The organism is Pseudomonas sp. CC11G (assembly GCF_056174845.1).
The window spans coordinates 1-15,680 of sequence record NZ_JBWBZC010000042.1 but is presented as its reverse complement, the minus strand read 5'-3'; the positions used below and the strand labels follow the sequence as shown (position 1 = coordinate 15,680).

The 15,680-nt window shown below is 60.2% G+C and carries 13 protein-coding genes and 4 pseudogenes; 11 read left to right on the top strand and 6 right to left on the bottom strand.

Annotated elements, in window-relative coordinates; genetic code table 11:
- Positions 1-154 precede the first annotated feature (154 nt).
- The gene (locus AC0V2S_RS26510) at positions 155-640 is read left to right on the top strand and encodes a hypothetical protein (RefSeq protein ID WP_475512316.1); all 486 of its coding nucleotides are present in this window, start codon (positions 155-157) and stop codon (positions 638-640) included.
- A 194-nt stretch (positions 641-834) separates the two neighbouring features.
- Positions 835-1,269, top strand: a complete 435-nt coding sequence (locus AC0V2S_RS26505) for an HIT family protein (protein ID WP_475512317.1) — start codon at positions 835-837, stop codon at positions 1,267-1,269.
- Between the two features lie 106 nt (positions 1,270-1,375).
- On the opposite strand, the pseudogene AC0V2S_RS26500 reads toward AC0V2S_RS26505, so the two are convergent.
- Both AC0V2S_RS26500 and AC0V2S_RS26495 read right to left on the bottom strand, forming a co-directional pair.
- Positions 1,376-2,956 (bottom strand): annotated as a pseudogene (locus tag AC0V2S_RS26500) (rhodanese-related sulfurtransferase).
- Positions 2,953-3,559: pseudogene (locus tag AC0V2S_RS26495) on the bottom strand (cysteine dioxygenase family protein). Before AC0V2S_RS26495 ends, AC0V2S_RS26500 begins: the two co-directional pseudogenes overlap by 4 nt.
- A 108-nt stretch (positions 3,560-3,667) precedes the next feature.
- On the opposite strand from AC0V2S_RS26495, the gene AC0V2S_RS26490 reads away from it, so the two are divergent.
- The 9 genes and pseudogenes from AC0V2S_RS26490 (at position 3,668) to AC0V2S_RS26450 (ending at position 11,732) form a co-directional block, all read left to right on the top strand.
- Positions 3,668-4,558: a LysR family transcriptional regulator gene (locus AC0V2S_RS26490; RefSeq protein ID WP_475512315.1), complete on the top strand. Its 891-nt coding sequence runs from the start codon at positions 3,668-3,670 to the stop codon at positions 4,556-4,558.
- A 653-nt stretch (positions 4,559-5,211) separates the two neighbouring features.
- Positions 5,212-5,601, top strand: coding sequence for an ABC transporter permease (locus AC0V2S_RS26485; protein WP_475512318.1), 390 nt, complete (start codon positions 5,212-5,214; stop codon positions 5,599-5,601).
- Positions 5,535-5,917 (top strand): annotated as a pseudogene (locus AC0V2S_RS26480) (ABC transporter permease). The gene AC0V2S_RS26485 and the pseudogene AC0V2S_RS26480 overlap by 67 nt, the downstream one beginning before the upstream one ends.
- Before the next feature lie 2 nt (positions 5,918-5,919).
- A pseudogene (locus tag AC0V2S_RS26475) lies at positions 5,920-6,679 on the top strand (ABC transporter ATP-binding protein).
- 67 nt (positions 6,680-6,746) lie between these two features.
- The gene (locus AC0V2S_RS26470; protein ID WP_475512314.1) at positions 6,747-7,871 is read left to right on the top strand and encodes an acyl-CoA dehydrogenase family protein; all 1,125 of its coding nucleotides are present in this window, start codon (positions 6,747-6,749) and stop codon (positions 7,869-7,871) included.
- Positions 7,868-8,788 carry a D-isomer specific 2-hydroxyacid dehydrogenase family protein gene (locus tag AC0V2S_RS26465; protein ID WP_475512313.1) on the top strand — a complete coding sequence of 307 codons (921 nt, stop codon included), beginning with the start codon at positions 7,868-7,870 and terminating at the stop codon, positions 8,786-8,788. The genes AC0V2S_RS26470 and AC0V2S_RS26465 overlap by 4 nt, the downstream gene beginning before the upstream one ends.
- Entirely contained in the window at positions 8,785-9,597 is an 813-nt protein-coding gene (locus AC0V2S_RS26460; protein ID WP_475512312.1) for a class II aldolase/adducin family protein, read from the top strand. Before AC0V2S_RS26465 ends, AC0V2S_RS26460 begins: the two co-directional genes overlap by 4 nt.
- A gap of 11 nt (positions 9,598-9,608) precedes the next feature.
- Complete coding sequence (locus AC0V2S_RS26455) at positions 9,609-10,571, top strand: ABC transporter substrate-binding protein (RefSeq protein WP_475512311.1); 963 nt, start codon at positions 9,609-9,611, stop codon at positions 10,569-10,571.
- Between the two features lie 3 nt (positions 10,572-10,574).
- Entirely contained in the window at positions 10,575-11,732 is a 1,158-nt protein-coding gene (locus AC0V2S_RS26450) for a dipeptidase (protein ID WP_475512310.1), read from the top strand.
- A 74-nt stretch (positions 11,733-11,806) separates the two neighbouring features.
- Here AC0V2S_RS26450 and AC0V2S_RS26445 read toward each other — a convergent pair whose 3' ends face one another.
- From AC0V2S_RS26445 to AC0V2S_RS26430, 4 genes are all read right to left on the bottom strand, one after another.
- Positions 11,807-13,045 (bottom strand): hypothetical protein, encoded by a 1,239-nt coding sequence (locus AC0V2S_RS26445; protein ID WP_475512309.1) that lies wholly within the window; start codon positions 13,043-13,045, stop codon positions 11,807-11,809.
- A complete protein-coding gene (locus AC0V2S_RS26440; protein WP_475512308.1) occupies positions 13,042-13,782 on the bottom strand; it encodes a fimbrial biogenesis chaperone in 741 nt (246 codons plus the stop codon). The genes AC0V2S_RS26445 and AC0V2S_RS26440 overlap by 4 nt, the downstream gene beginning before the upstream one ends.
- Before the next feature lie 98 nt (positions 13,783-13,880).
- Entirely contained in the window at positions 13,881-15,014 is a 1,134-nt protein-coding gene (locus AC0V2S_RS26435) for a CS1-pili formation C-terminal domain-containing protein (protein ID WP_475512307.1), read from the bottom strand.
- Between the two features lie 393 nt (positions 15,015-15,407).
- Positions 15,408-15,680, bottom strand: a 273-nt coding sequence (locus AC0V2S_RS26430; protein WP_475512306.1) for a TcfC E-set like domain-containing protein, incomplete at its 5' end; no start/stop codon positions are given.

Sequence of the window (15,680 nt, the reverse complement as noted above, 5' to 3'; positions counted from 1 at the left end):
CCTGACACGGGCATGTTGCTGATTGTAATGCTCACCTGGACGGTGGCTACCAGACGCTGGCGCTTATTAGCGCGAGCCGCGTGTTTTACCGTCGTCTGATGGTCGCGACGGGTTCTGTAAAGACCGAGCATGTTTATCCAACGGTTACACAGTAATGAGCGAAGTCAGAACCGATCCTGCTGCGGGTGTGGCCAGTCAGAGGGTGGTGATGAAGGATGGCGTCGAGCATGGCTATGCCATTGCCAAACGACGCCAGGGCGCGGTCGTTCAGGTGCAGTTTGTCGCCGGGAACGTCGAGGAAGTAGCGTTGCCCAGTGGCTATACGGACTTCCTCAATCGTGCGATTGCAGAGGCCAATCAGCGCCTGACCGAGGCAGAAAGACAAGATAGCTGGCGAAGGCTTTCGCAAGATGCTCGAGTATCGCGCCCGCTTGTGCGCAACGCCACGTCCGACGGTGAAGAACCCATGCATTACCGCGATATTTGCGGCGCATTCGGCGATCTCACGAGCGTCTACCCCGAGCTGGTTAAAGCCAGCAATCACGCGATGCCAAGCACGAGGCGAATGCGGCTGAGCTCACCCCGCCAGCGTTGCGTGCCAACGAGCTCAAGGCCGCCCAATACCGGGCCGCGCGTGTGAACGAGGTGACCCTGTCGGCGACTGTGAATAGCCTATTGGAGCAGCTTGGCCATCAGGCTCCGCTGCGTTATGCCCCTGTCGAAAACATCCAGATTCAGCCGGCCGACCAGCCGTATTGCTACGACCCTGCTCAGCCAACGACGTGTGTATTGCTCAGTGAGCAGCACCTCCCTGACTACTACCAAGGACAGCGAATGGCCCTGATTTCCGAACGTGTTGCGCTCGCTCGTAAAGGCGCTAACGACAAAGTGATTTGCAAGATGGCCTCCGGTTGGGCGGTGATGGGCGATGTGCAGTTTCTGCAGGGCTACTGCCTGTTGCTGCCGGACCCGGTGGTGCCCAGTCTCAATGATCTGGATGCCGAAGCCCGTGTGACCTACCTGCTCGATATGGCCCGTCTTGGCGATGCCGTGCTGCAGGCCACCGGTGCGTTGCGGATGAATTACGAGATTCTCGGTAACTCGGAGCCGGAACTGCATTGCCATATTTTCCCGCGTTATGCGGCCGAGCCCGACCACCTGCGCAAAATGCCGGTGTGGTTCTACGACTGGAAAACAGCGCCTGCGTATGACGAGCAGAAGCAGGGCGAGCTGCGTAAGCGTATTGCGCAGTTGTTGGCCGCGACTTAGCAGCACGTAGGGCGAATAGGCGCAAAGCGTATATCCGCCGTTGGGTGATGGTCGGGGTATCGGCGGATATCGCCTGTGGCGATATTCGCCCTACGTGCGTCCTCGCTTAAATCACGTAGAACCCATGGGTGCCGTCGCGGCCCAATTGCTCCACCAACCCGTACTCCCAATCCAGATACCCCTGCATCGCGGCGACCGGATTATCGGTGCCCTCATACGGGCGGCGGTAGCGGTCGATACGGGGCGAGGCCAGGTGGGTTTCGCCGGTTTCCAGCGGTAAGCCTGCTTCGATCCACGCGCCAGTGCCGCCTTCGAGCAGGAACACCGGCACGCTGGTGAACGTCTGCAAGTCCTTGACTGCAAAACGTGCGAGCAGGCTGCTGCCGCAGTGAGCACATAGCGTTCGGCCAGCGGCAACTGCTCCAGTGCTTCGCGAAGATCGGCGCGCAGTGCCCAGTGGGCGCCGGGGATATGCCGTTTGACGTAGTTGGCGCTGGCGGTGAAATCCAGCACCACGGTGCCAGGCGTTTGTTGCCATTGCTGCAGGGTGCTGACGGTGATGCTCGGCGCTTCCGGCAGGGCGGGGAGCGGTGCTTGCCACGGGCCGGTGGCGCTGAACAGCTCGGCCGTTTGGGGTGCCAGCACCCAGGCTTCCCAGCCCATTTGCGCGAGCCACGAAGCGCTCATATTGGCGCGTACGCCTTCGCTGTCCACCAGCACCAAACGGGCGCCACGCACGCTGGCGACGTGGTCGGTTTCCTGCACCAGTTGCCCTCCTTCTACCCAGCGCGCGCCGGGCAAATGGCCGGCTTCGTATTCGGCAGCGGTGCGCACGTCGAAGAGGTAGGTGGTGCGGCTGTGGTCGGCTTGCCAACGGTGCAGATCGTCGAGGCTGGCGATGCCGACCTTGGCTTTTTCTGCCACCTGCTGCGCCGCGTCACGAGCGGCTTGCAGGTGGACGGGCTGAGTGAGTTCGAAGCGGCGGTTCTGCCCGTGTTCCAGGGTTTGGCCCGCCAGCGTCCAGCCGATGGTGCCGTTGCGCAGCGCCGCCACTTTGTTGGAATGCCGGCGTTCACCAGCGACTGGGTGCCGATGATGCTGCGCGTGCGCCCGGCACAATTGACGATCACTTGTGTGGCCGGGTTCGGTGCCAGCTCCCGTACGCGCAACACCAATTCGGCACCCGGCACGCTGGTGGAGCCGGGAATGTTCATGGTCTGGTATTCGTCCAAACGCCGCGCATCGAGCACCACCACATCGGCCCGGCTATCGAGCAAGGCTTGCACCTCTTCGGCGGCCAACGACGGTGTGTGGCGCTGGCTTTCCACCAGTTCGCCAAAGGCTTTGCTCGGCACGTTTACGTCGCGGAACAGCTCGCCGCCGCATCGCGCCAGCCGCTCAGGCCGCCTTCGAGCAGGGCAATATCGGTGTAACCCAAGGTGCGTAAACGCTCGGCGGCGCGCTCGGCCAGGCCTTCGCCGTCGTCGTAAACGGTGACCGGCGTATGCCGGTGCGGCACGCGGGCGTAAATTTCCAGCTCCAGTTTCGACAGGGGCACATTGGCGGCAAACAACGGGTGCGCCTCGGCAAACGGCGCTTCTTCGCGCACGTCCAGCAGGGCCAGTTCCTGGCGGGCGAGCAGGGCGGTGCGCAGGTCGGCATAACTACGACGGGGAAATTCACTCATGGCGCGGGGTTCTCTTTCGACAGGTCCCAGATATTGGGCAAGTGGGCGTTGGAATAACCGGAGATAAAGGGCTTTTCGCTGCCATCGGCCAGGTACACCGCGCGCTTCACTGCGCCGATATTGCCGCCGTAGACATGGATGCTGATGGAGGTGCGGTCGCTGTACGCATTGCGCACCTGGTGGATATCGCCAATGCGCGGCGATACCGCCTCCACCTGGCCGGCAACAAGCGCCGCGGGGCGCCGTCGGCGTGCAGCGCGCCGTGGTTGTCGAGGTGAAACCCTTGGGCTTCTTCGGCACCGCGCAGCATGCCGATCAGGCCCACACGCGGTGGTCATGCACCGGCGTTTGCTGCCCCGGCCCCCAGACAAAACTGACCACGCTAAAGCGCTGCGCCGAGTCCACGTGCAGCACATATTGCTGATAGCGCTCGGGGCTGGGTTGGGCGAATTCGTCGGGCAGCCAGTCATCGACACTGACCAGTTCACTTAGCAAGTGCGCGCCGCGATCCAGCAGCGCGGGTTCGTCCGTTTGCGTTACCAGCAGCTCGGCAAGGTCGCCGATAAACCGGCGCAAGCGAGCTGAATTGGCATTTTGTGCCATGGGTCCCTCCGCTCTTTATGTAATTGTGGGGTGTAGCAGTACACCTTCGAGGCGAAAGGTATTATTCTTAACTGGTATTTTTCCACTACTTTATTATGTGAAAAAAGAATGAAGATAGACGATATCGATGCGTTCGTAGCCGTCATCCGCTCGCAGTCCATTAGCCAGGCGGCCGAATCGTTGCAACTGACTCAGCCGGCGATTACCCGGCGGGTGCAGAACTTTGAAGACGACCTGGGCGCCAATCTGCTGGACCGCAATACCAAACCGCTAAAACCCACTTCGCTCGGCATGCGCGTGTATGAGCAGTGCCTGAATGTGCAGCGCGAAATGGGTGCGTTGCGTGAGCTGGTTTTGAGCGACTCGGCGCCGACCGGCACGTTGCGTTTGGGTGTGCCGCAAACCATCGGCGATGTGGTGTTGCTCGATGCGTTAAGCCAGCTGAAAACGCTGTACCCGGATTTGCAGGCGCAGGTGTCTACCGGGTGGGGCAGTCATTTGCTCGGCAAGATCGAGAATGGCGAACTGGATGCGGTGGCGGCGTTGTTTCCGGCGGGGAAGGTGTTTCCCGAAGGTATGGTGGGGCGCTCGCTGGCGCGGATGAATTTGGTGGTGGTGGCGGCGAAAGGAGAGGTGCGCAAGCGCAGTTACAAGTTGGCTGATTGTTATCAGCGCGGTTGGGTGTTGAATCCGGATGGCTGTGGGTTTCGGGCGGGGTTGCAGCGGGCGTTGAGTGCTGAAGGGTTGTCGCTCAAGGTCAATCTGGAGACGTTTGGCACGGAGTTGCAGTTGGGGTTGATTGCCAACGGGTTGGGGTATGGGTTGGTGCCGTTGCCGTTGTTGGAGAACAGTTCTCACCGGGAGCGGTTGGAGATTGTGCCGGTGAGTGATTTCAAGCCGGTGATTGATTTGTGGTTGGTGCATCCGAGGTTTCTCGGGAATTTGCAGGTGCCGGTTAGTGAGTTTGGGGGGATGGTGGCGGCTAGGGTTGGGGCTTAACGTCTTCCTTTTACTTGTGGTTTTTCTTCGTTACCGCGTGTGCTGGGCGTTTTTGTTTCGCGCCTTACGCGCGAGTTCTTTTTTCCAGTCGCCGAAAAAGAAACCAAAAAGGCTTGCCCCTACCTGGGGTTTTCACTGCGTGAAAACTTCCCTCGCTACGTCGTCGCTCCAGGGGCCGGGCTGAGGGCCATCCATGGCCCCATCCCTCTGCGCGGCTCCCGGCCGCTACGACCCCTTACGCAACGACTCCACTCGGCCTGGCGCTAAAGGGGCGGGCAAGTCAAAAGCCAGATCAAGATCAAAAACTGTAGATCAAAAGCGCGAGGCTGAAGCCTCTCCTACAGGGGATCACCGTCCTTTGTGGGAGAGGCTTCAGCCTCGATTCCTGGAAACGGGGATTGGGTATATTTCTTGGGTTTAAAAATTACTATTACGCATAATGATGTTTTCATTAAATGCGTTAAAACATATTAGCTTAGAATCAAAACGAATTTCACGGACGTTTCTTATGTAGTTGCATGGCTTTGCCTGGGTGTTTTCTGGCCCCGTTTGCTGACACAAGGAGATGTCATGTCGTTGCGTTCGCTCACTCGCTGGCCGCTCTGGCGCAATCTGGGTGCGCGGTTGGTCAGCCCGTTGTTGCTGTTGCTCTTATGGAAGCGGCGTCGCAAAGCGGGGTGTTGCCGGCGCGGATTATTGCGGCGCCTAGTGCTATCGGCGGCACGCTGTGGCAGCTTTTGGTCAGCGGCGAATTGGCGGGGCATCTGTGGGTTTCGTTGTTGCGGGCGCTCAGTGGGCTGGCCATCGGCGTCACGCTGGGCACCACGCTTGCGCTGGTGGCGGGGTTGTCGCGGGGTGGGGAGTTGGCTATCGACTCGCCGATGCAGATGCTGCGCACGCTGCCGTTTCTGGCCATCGTGCCGCTCTTTATTCTGTGGTTTGGCGTGGCGAGACGCCGAAGATTGCGCTTATCGCCATGGGCACTACCTTCCCGATTTACCTCACCTTGTTCTCCGGTATTCGTGGCCTGGACCCCAAGTTGATCGAGGCCGCCACGCTGTTTGGGCTTAATCGCCGCGAGCGGGTCTGGCATGTGATTTTGCCGGGCGCCTTGCCTCGTTTTTTGTCGGTTTGCGTTATGCGTTTGGCATCAGTTGGCTGGGCCTGGTGGTGGTGGAGCAGATCAATGCCACCGCCGGCATCGGTTACCTGGTGAACGATGCCCGCGATTTTATGCGCACCGACGTCATCGTGATCTGCCTGCTGGTTTACAGCGTGCTGGGCCTGGGTATCGACGCGCTGGTGCGCGGCCTGGAGCGTTTCACCCTGGCCTGGCGGCCGTCGTTTATCGGGAGTTGAACATGGCGCGTACCTCTTCATTGGCGGCGGTATCGGTGCGCCAGGCGGTTCGCCAGTTTGGCGAGCAGCGCATTCTCGATGGGCTGGATCTGGACATCGGCTCCGGGCAGTTTGTGGCGTTGCTGGGCCGCAGTGGCTCGGGCAAAACCACGTTGCTGCGCGCACTGGCCGGGCTGGACCGGATTGATAGCGGCCAGCTGCACGTGCCGGAAGCGCGTACGGCGGTGTTTCAGGAGCCGCGCTTGATGCCGTGAAGCGCGCCTGGCGCAATGTCAGCCTGGGCTGCGTGGCGCTAACCCGCAGGCGCGGGCGCAAGCGGCGATGGCTGAAGTGGGGTTGCAGCATCGGCTAATGGCCTGGCCCGGCACTTTGTCCGGCGGCGAGGCGCAGCGTGTGGCACTCGCTAGGGCATTGGTGCGCGAGCCGAAGTTGTTGCTGCTCGATGAGCCCTTCGCCGCGCTGGATGCGCTCACGCGAATTCGCATGCAGCAGTTGGTGCTGGAGCTGTGGCGCAAGCATGAGCCGGCGGTGTTGCTGGTGACCCACGACGTGGATGAGGCCGTGTTGCTGGCCGACCGCGTGCTTGTACTGGATCAGGGCCGCATCGTGGAAGACCTGGCGATCACCCAGCCACGACCCCGGGAAATTGCCACCCGTCGCCTGCAAGACACCCGCCGCCATCTGCTCACCTTGCTCGGCGTAAATGCCCCCGCGCAGGCCACCCCGAGCCATTCCTTTTACCTGACCGGAACCCACCGATGACCTCCAGTGCTCAACCCGCCATTGCCGTGGATAACCGTCCCGATTTTGATAGCCCGGCGTTTGCCCAGTGCTCGACGCCATCAGCGCCGAGTTCGCCGCCACTGCCGCGCACTTCGACCGCCATAGCGAATTCCCCCATGCCAACCTGGCGCGCTTGCAGCAGCATGAGTTGCTGGCCCTGACCGTGCCGCGTGAGTTGGGCGGCAGCGGCGCGACCTTGGCGCAGGCGCGGCGGGTGATTGCTGCCGTGGCCAAGGGCGAGCCTTCTACCGCGTTGGTGCTGGTGATGCAGTACCTGCAACACACCCGCCTGCAACGCAACCTGGCCTGGCCGGAATACCTGCGGTTGCGCGTGGCGCGCGAGGCGGTGGAGCAGGGCGCGTTGATCAATGCGCTGCGCGTGGAGCCCGAGTTGGGCACACCGGCGCGCGGCGGTTTGCCGGGTACGTTGGCTACCCGTGTGCCGGAAGGCTGGCGGTTGAATGGGCGCAAGATTTATTCCACTGGCATTCCTGGGCTGACCTGGCTCTCGGTGTGGGCGCGCAGTGATGACAGCGTGCCGCGTGTAGGAACCTGGCTGGTGCACCGCGACACGCCGGGCATTCGCATTGAAGAAACCTGGGACCACCTTGGCATGCGCGCCACCGGCAGCCACGACGTGGTGTTCGATAACGTGCTGGTGCCGTTCGACCACGCCGTGGATGTGCAGCCGGCCGACGTGCCGCGTACCTCCGAACTCGACCCGTCCGGCGTGCTGTGGCTGGCGGTGTTGCTGTCGAGCATTTACGACGGCGTGGCCCGCGCCGCCCGTGACTGGCTGGTGGGTTGGCTGCGTGAACGCACGCCGGCCAACCTCGGTGCGCCGCTGGCGAGCTTGCCGCGCTTTCAAGAACTGGTCGGGCGCATCGATTCGTTGTTGTTATCCAACCGCGTGTTGCTGGATGCGGCCGCCGAAGGGCGGGTGGCGGCCAATGAGGCCACGCAGATCAAACACCTGGTCACCAATCAGGCCATCAAGGCGGTGGAGTTGGCCATCGAAGCCATCGGCAATCCGGCCTTGGCGCGCAGCAATCCGCTGGAGCGGCATTACCGCGACGTGCTGTGCAGCCGCATTCACACCCCGCAAGACGACGCCATTCTTGGCGCCGCCGGCCGTGCCGCATTTTTGCAACCAGCAGGAGCGCAGGTGTGATCATTGCCAGCCAGTTGGACGCCGGTTTTAACGCGCAACTGCGTGATGCGTTGCCGGGCGTCGAGATCATCAATGTGCCGCGCGGTGTGCCGGTGGATTTACCGGCCGAGGTGCAGGTATTGCTCGCCGCGCCGCACCCGGATTTTCGCGCCGCCGAGCAATCACCGAGCGGCTGGCCGTATGGCGTGAAACTGGTGCAACTGGTCACCTCAGGCATCGACTTTTTTCCGGCCTGGTTGTTTTCCGGCGCCGTGCCGGTGGCCAGCTCGCGCGGCACCACCGCCGAGGCCATCGCCGAGTTTGCCCTGGCCAGTATTTTTGCGGCGGCCAAGCAGTTGCCCCAGGTGTGGATTGACCAGCCCGAGCACTGGCAGCAACGGCCGCTGGCCTCGGTGGCTGGTAGCACGCTGGGGTTGCTGGGCTTTGGCGCGATTGCCCGCAGCACCGCGCTCAAGGCGCAGGCGTTGGGTATGCAGGTGCTGGCGGTACGCCGTTCGCAGCAGCCGTTTGATGTGCCGGGCGTGGAGCGCGTGGAGTCGGTGCGCGAGCTGTTTGCCCGCGCCGACCATGTGCTGCTCGCCGCCCCGGCCACCGAGCAAACGCGGCATATCGTCGATCGTCAGGTGCTGGCTGCCGCCAAACCGGGCCTGCATCTGATCAATATCGCCCGTGGTTCGCTGATCGATCAGGACGCCCTGCGCGTGGCCCTCGACAGTGGGCAGATCGGCCTGGCCAGCCTGGACGTCTCCGACCCAGAACCGCTGCCCGCCGGCCATTGGTTGTACAGCCATCCACGGGTGCGTTTGTCGCCGCATACCTCGGCCAACTCGCCGCAGGTGTACCTGAATATCGCCGCACTGCTGGCGCGCAATGTGGCGCGTCTGCACAGCGGTCAGCCTTTGGAAAACCCCGTATGAGCACATTCCCCAAACCCTCGGCCTATGGCCTGCAGCGTGAGGGTTTTACCGTGCACCGCTGGCAGCATCCGCCGCAGCAACCGACCTTTGCCGAAGAACGGTTGCTACGTCGTCAGCGCCTGGCCGCCTCGTTTCGCCTGTTTGCCCGCTACGGGTTTGACATGGGTGGCGCCGGGCATATCACCGTGCGCGACCCAGAGTTTCCCGAGCATTTCTGGGTAAACCCGGTGGGCGTGTATTTCGGCCATATTCGCGTCAGCGATTTGCTGCTGGTGAACCCCGATGGCGAGATCGTCGAAGGCGAGGGTTCGCTCAATTTGGCGGCCTTCGCCATTCATGCCGCGCTGCATAAAGCGCGGCCCGATGTGGTTGCCGCTGCCCATGCCCATTCGCTGTATGGCAAAGCCTGGTCGAGCCTCGGCCGCTTGCTCGACCCGCTCACCCAGGACGCCTGCGCCTTTTATGAAAAGCACGCGCTGGTCGACAACTTCAGCGGCGTAGTGCTGGAGGCAAGCGAAGGCGACCGCATTGCCGACACGCTTGGCGCCCATAACGTCGCGCTGATTCTGCAAAACCACGGTTTGCTCACCGTGGGCGAAACCGTGGAGGCGGCGGTGTGGCGTTTTATTGCCCTGGACAACGCCGCCCATAGTCAACTGCTGGCCGAAGCCGCCGGCACTCCCAAGCCGATTCCCCCAGACGTGGCGCGGCACACCGCTGGGCAAGTGGGCACCGAATTCGGCAGCTGGTTTGCCCTGCAATCGCACTGGGATCGCCTGGTGCGTGAAGAACCCGATTTCCTCGAGTGAAGGATTACCGCATGAACCGTCGTGAATTTATCCAGCGCTCGGCCGTGTTGGGCCTGGGCGCAGCCTTGCCCTGGTCGCTGGCACAAGGTGCCGGGCAGTGGGAGGGCGTCAGCCTGCATGCCGCCACCTACAAGGGCGCGGCGCCGACCTTCTTCCCAGAAGCGGGCATTCAAACGCCGCCGTACCCGGTGAAATATGCCGAATTTACTGGCGGTAATCTGGCCTTTGAAGCGCTTGTCAGCGGCACGCTGGATATCGCGCCGATGAGCGAAATTCCACCGATTTTCGGCATCAAGAATGACGCGCCAGTAAAGCTGATTGCGGTGCTGACCGGCGATGTAAATAACCAGGCGATTATCGTGCCCAAGGGCTCGGAAATTGAAGACCTGAGCCAGCTGCGCGGCAAACGCATTGGCTATATCCGCTCCACCACCTCGCACTTTTTGCTACTCAAAGCACTAAAGGAACAGGGCCTGAGTTTTGCCGATATCACGCCTATGGCGCTGACTCCGCAGGATGGTTTTGCCGCGTTTCAAAATGGCAATCTGGATGCTTGGGTCACTTACGGTTATTTCATTCAGCTGGCCGAGTTGCGCAGCGGCGCGCGGGTGCTGAAAACGGGGCAGGGCTATTTGTCCGGTAACTATGTGATTGCGGCCAACGCGGGTGCGATTGCTGATCCGAAAAAACATGCGGCAATCACGGACTACATTCTTCGCGAATACCAAACCTGGCAGTGGATTCAGCACAACCCTGAAGCCTGGGCGGCGAAGAGCGAGAAGATTCTAGGCATTCCTAAAGAGGTGTTTCTCGCCCAGTTCAAAGCCCAGAGCGGACCGCGGATTTTGCAGCCGGTAGACGATGCGGCCGTGCGCTCGCAGCAAGAGGTGGCGGATGTGTTTTTTGCCGCTGGCGTGCTGCCCAATGCGCTGGATGTGTCGAGCCTGTGGGACCGTAGTTTTCGTTGGGGTTAAGTGATGCCGCGTGGTTTTATTTTAAGCCTGGCCTTGCTCTCCACAGCGGTGCAGGCCGGGCCGTTGATGCTCGACAGTCACCTGGATACGCCCATGCAGCTGGCCCGGCCGGGGTGGGATATTACCCAGCGCCACACCTTTGCCGACGACCTTTCGCAAGTGGACTTACCGCGCATGCGCGAGGGCGGATTGGACGGCGGGTTTTGGGCCATTTTCACGCCGCAAGGGCCGCTGACCGATGAAGGCCGCACCCAGGCCAGCGAGCATGGCCTGGCGGTGCTAACGCGCATTCGCGATATGGTCGCCGCGCACCCCGACGACTTCGAACTGGCCCTCACCGCAGCCGATGCGCCGCGTATCAAAGCGGCCGGCAAGCGGGTGGTGTTTATCAGTATGGAAAACGCCGAGCCGCTGGCGGCAGACCCTGGGCGATTGCTGACCTATCACCGTCTGGGCTTGCGTATGTTGGGCCTGGTGCATGCCGCCAATAACGACTTCGCCGACTCGGCCACGGCCTTACCGCAGTGGCATGGGCTGAGTCCGGCAGGGCGCGACTTGGTGGGCGAGGCGAATCGTTTGGGCATAGTGCTGGATGTGTCGCATGCCTCGGATGCAGTGTTTGATCAGGTGCTGGAACTGTCCAGCGCGCCCGTTGTGGCCTCACATTCCGGCAGCCGGGTGGTGGGCGCCAGTCCGCGCAATCTGGATGACGCGCGGTTACGGCGGCTGGCCGCGAAGGGGGGGGTGGTGTCGATCAATAGCTTTGGCAGCGACCTGATTACGCGGCGACCCAACCCAATGCGGGATAAAGCGCTGGGGCCGTTGTACCGCGAGTTTCGCAATGCCGCCGCGCTAAGCCCGGCGCAGGTGGCGGATTTGGCTGCGCGTATTCGGGCGGTCGAAGCGGCGTACCCGCAGCAGCGCGCCACTTTTGAGGATTTTATGAATCATTTGCTGCATGTGCTGGCAGTAGTTGGGCCGGAGCATGTGGGGATTGGCGCAGATTGGGATGGTGGGGGTGGGGTAGAGGGGCTGGAGGATGTGAGTCAGTTGGGGCGTATTACTGCTCGGTTGCTCGCCGCTGGGTATAGCGAAGCGGATGTGGCGAATATCTGGGGTGGGAATTTGTTGAGGGTGGTAAGGGAGACCGCAGTGCCCTAGGGAGCTGTGCGCGTAAAGCACTCCCCAGAGCATTGAGTGAACAATATTCTTAAATCATCGTAGGGTGGTTGCGCTTAGATTTGACTATCCCAAATGATCGTTACATCTCCTCGGTAACGGCCGCCACCGTTATCTATCATCTGCTGCACGCCTTGTTTTTCCACTTCAAAGTGTAGAGTGGCGCGTTCGTTTTCTACGAAGCGATTTGGCAAGAAAAGACTGGCTGCATTGTTGCGAAGTGGAGAGCGATTCACAGGATTATTACCAAGTTCTTGCAAGCCCGAAGGGAGGGTGACCATTGTTTTTACCGGAATTTTTTTGTCGCCTGCATCGTTTTGTAAGCCGCAGTCCTCGCCGATCGGGTACTGGCAGAGCAGTTGCATTTTAAAACGTGTGGATGACCATAGTTGAAAGGGTTGGTTAGATACGAGTTTTTGGGGGCGAAAGTTATCGCCGTTAATCAGCCACTGCTGCCACCCACCTTGAGGTGCCAGGGCTAACAGAGTGGCGTTAGCTGGGAATTGAATCTGCAATGTATGCTGTACAGTGAGTGTGAAGTTCAGCGTTAGGATCGAGTCGTTTACGGGTGCTTCGCCAAGCTTTAACTCCCCATTAGGCCCAACTGTATAACTGATAGAGCCGCTATAAGTGCCCGTATTCATTTCCAGAGGGTTCGGCGTCTGTAATTCATACATGATATCTACGTTTTCAATAGAAACCGCTGCATCAAAGTCGACCTTTGAGGTTTTTGCACACTCGTTATCAGAGTTGAACCTCCAGAAAAAATAATACACGGCGGGTCCGCTGGCTGTCATTGCAGTCGCCGTGCATCCTGCTGGTGCGGTAGACCAAGTACCATCCTTCCAAATCGCGGCGTGATCGCCATTGAAATATTTTCCAGCGGCTGTGCTCAATGCATATGTGCCACCCACGCCAGTAATTCTTACTCGTACCGTCTGCCTAGAGCCACTGCTATGAGATACCTCCAATTCTTTCCATGAATAAGGTGCGCGTATCCCCATCGTTTGGTCTATCACCAAGGGCGCGCGCACTGACGATCTATTTGGTATGCGAAGACTGAATGTTTTGCCAGCGCATACCGTCGGGTATTTCAGGCAGTAGCCAGTGTTGGGAGTGGTATTTTCGAATTTATTGCTCGTTGGATTTCGGATATCCGGGTCAAATTTTGCGGTGATGTCCAACTGTGCTGCTGTGGCCGACTGGGTGGCAATAACAAGTAGCGATATTCCAAGGCCTTTATATAGCGTGCGCCATACGCCTTGGAGTTGGGTGCGTGAGCGCATGAATGTCATTTGCCCACCTCAACTTTCTGGACTTTTTCACCTTCCATTAAGTTAAAGGTATAGAGGCGACCTGGTGCTTTGACGAAACTATAATTTTTGCCGGGCCGTACATGGTGCTTTTGTTCAGGTAGGCAGTCGTTGGGGTTTTTCATCGAGCAATCTTTGAATTCGCTCAGCGCGACGGTGGTGTTGCCCGCATTATCCAGGCGATAGTCGTTTGTCCCATTGTGCAACTGGGTATCAAAATGGGTGTGTTGAGGGCGCACAAAAAATACCGTTCCATAGCCGGCCAAGATATTGATACCGGCAGACATCGACTCTTTATAAGCCTGGCGCTCGGTATCGGAGACTTCAAATTGATCTTCCTTATCAGGCATAACTGGCACAAAGCGCACGCGGTAGTAGCGTTCGACATCGCGTTCGCCTCGGTACAACAAACGGGTGCCCTGCATGCCTTTTGGAGGCACGATCAAGCGAGCTGGGCTGGCGATTAGTCCGGTGCGGGCTTTACCCACGTCCGTCAGATTGTCGAGTGACGTTTCTACGCTATTGCCCTCGGTGTCAAAGGTGATCTCGTATACGTTCACTCGGACGAAAGCGGTGGATTCACCACCATTGAATACGCGTTTGAGGTAGGTGCTCTTGTCGCTATCCAAGTAGTCGTAAACGGTGCCGACATTGATGCTCGGGCCTGCCTGAACGGCGGCGCTCATGCAAAGCGCCAGTGCGGGAAACAGTTTTTTCATGGTGCAAACCTCGTAATTGGCGTGTCGCTGGGCGACGACTGTCGGGTAGGGCATTGAGATGCGTTGGGGCAAATTCCGGCTCGGTGGTGCGGGGATTTCTAACCCTCTGCGGTTTTTTCCAGGCTGCTGCCTTGCACACACGGCAGGTCGCCCGTCATAAGGACATCGCCCTCACGTTCCAGGCTCTGCGGGTCGAGAACCAGGCGGCAGAGAACGTGTTGGCCCCGTACCACTTCCAAGGTGGGGGTCTTGGCGCTGAGCTCCATGGAGAAGAAACCATCGGCCTCGGTGACGCCGCGGCTTGCGTGGTTCAGTACATGAACCCCTTTGAGCGGACGTTTCTGTTCATCGATCAAGCGCCCAAAGACGGTCAGGGTTTTCATCAGGCGAACCTGCTGGTACGCCACGCCCCCTTTGTTGAGGTGGTAGCTTGCTCGTGCCGGTTGGATCGTGGCGGCGGGGGCGTTAACTCCTTGGAAGTCGAACTGCACTGTGCTGCGCTGGTAAGCGCTGACCGGGACGATATTGCGGCCGGGATGCAGCACTGCGCCGTGGCCACTAAGGTCATCCGCCCGCAACTCGATATCGTCGATATCGGAATCCAGGTCGATGATCATGCTGGCGTCGCTACCCAGGTACTGGCCGCTCATGGCCACCTTTTGAGCCCCTACAACCACCGTGCTATCCAGGTTCAGATTGCCGGACAGCCTTTGGTTGTAAGAGGAGCGCTGGAGCAGTACATCTGCGCGGGTGAAGTCTGTTTCGAATTCAGCCGAGCCGTTCAGGCCAACCCCATAGGTATCCGTATTCACGTTGGCGTTTACTTGCCGCAGAGGACCGACGTCTAGATCTTGTTGGTAGCCGAGGCTGGCATTGCGGTCGCTATCGCCGTCTCGTGAGGTACGTGAGCCCACACTGGCAGTCAGGCGTTTACCGGTGCCGCCGATGGCCAGGTTGAGGCTCAGATCAATACCCCGGTTGCGTTCGTCGCCGCTGCTGCTTGAAGCCGGGCGGTCGAATGCCGAGAGGCGCCAGCTAGCGTCGCTGCCGAAGAGCTGGCTAGTGCGCAACCAGCCCACGTCGAACCCGGTGCCTTTGGTCTGACCTTGGCTGTAGGAGACCCTGGCGTTCAGGCTGTTGTGATGGCCGAGACGGTGGCTGACGCCGAACGAGGTGTTGCTCACATTGCCGTTGTAGGTGTGGCGCTGCCGAACACGGCTGCCGTCGGGCAAGGTTTCCCAGGTATTACGAGTGTCCAGCCAGCTGCGGTTGTGGCTGAGAATCAGGCTGCCGTCGCCGTAGCTGTGCAGGGCCTGAATATCGGTGCCGGTGCCGTGATTCTGGGTTTGGTAAACGTTGGCGTAAACGCTGGAGCGTCTCCCAGGCCAAGGTCCAACGAAGTTCCCAACTGGTTCTGGTCAGCTACTCGGCGGGCCGAAACACCCACCACCGCGCGAGGGTGGACGAGGTAGTTGGCGGAGATGCCTGCGGCAAGCGCGCCATGGCTACGGCTGCGATCGCTGCTCAGAGCAGTGCTGTCACGTCCGGCAAAGGCGTTGTAGCGCCAGCGTTGCTCGGGGTTGTTCCAGTGCTGGGTTTGTAGACCAGTTCATCGGTGGTGGAGGTCACGATGCCGTCTCCACCAAGCGCACTTGCACGTCGTAGACACCGCCGGGTAAGGGGCGGGTATCGAGCGTCTGCAGACCTGCCTCTACTTGTTGGCTATTGATCAGCGCACCGTTGCGGTAAATCTCGACAGTCGCGTTGCGGTTGGCGGTGACGTAAATCGGGTAGATGGCGGGCTTCGCGCCATCTTTGGTCAAGCTATCCGAGCTGCCCACCATCACGCCCATTGCGGTGTCGGGGCGGTTGCCAAAGGTGCGGATCTGGCGGCTCAA

Bases quoted from the DNA above. Each gene is read 5' to 3' on its own strand.
- AC0V2S_RS26505 (WP_475512317.1), top strand. From the start codon at position 835: ATGGCCCTGATTTCCGAACGTGTTGCGCTCGCTCGTAAAGGCGCTAAC.
- AC0V2S_RS26490 (WP_475512315.1), top strand. From the start codon at position 3,668: ATGAAGATAGACGATATCGATGCGTTCGTAGCCGTCATCCGCTCGCAG.
- AC0V2S_RS26445 (WP_475512309.1), bottom strand. From the start codon at position 13,045: ATGACATTCATGCGCTCACGCACCCAACTCCAAGGCGTATGGCGCACG.
- AC0V2S_RS26455 (WP_475512311.1), top strand. From the start codon at position 9,609: ATGAACCGTCGTGAATTTATCCAGCGCTCGGCCGTGTTGGGCCTGGGC.
- AC0V2S_RS26485 (WP_475512318.1), top strand. From the start codon at position 5,212: ATGGAAGCGGCGTCGCAAAGCGGGGTGTTGCCGGCGCGGATTATTGCG.
- AC0V2S_RS26460 (WP_475512312.1), top strand. From the start codon at position 8,785: ATGAGCACATTCCCCAAACCCTCGGCCTATGGCCTGCAGCGTGAGGGT.
- AC0V2S_RS26440 (WP_475512308.1), bottom strand. From the start codon at position 13,782: ATGAAAAAACTGTTTCCCGCACTGGCGCTTTGCATGAGCGCCGCCGTT.
- AC0V2S_RS26450 (WP_475512310.1), top strand. From the start codon at position 10,575: ATGCCGCGTGGTTTTATTTTAAGCCTGGCCTTGCTCTCCACAGCGGTG.
- AC0V2S_RS26510 (WP_475512316.1), top strand. From the start codon at position 155: ATGAGCGAAGTCAGAACCGATCCTGCTGCGGGTGTGGCCAGTCAGAGG.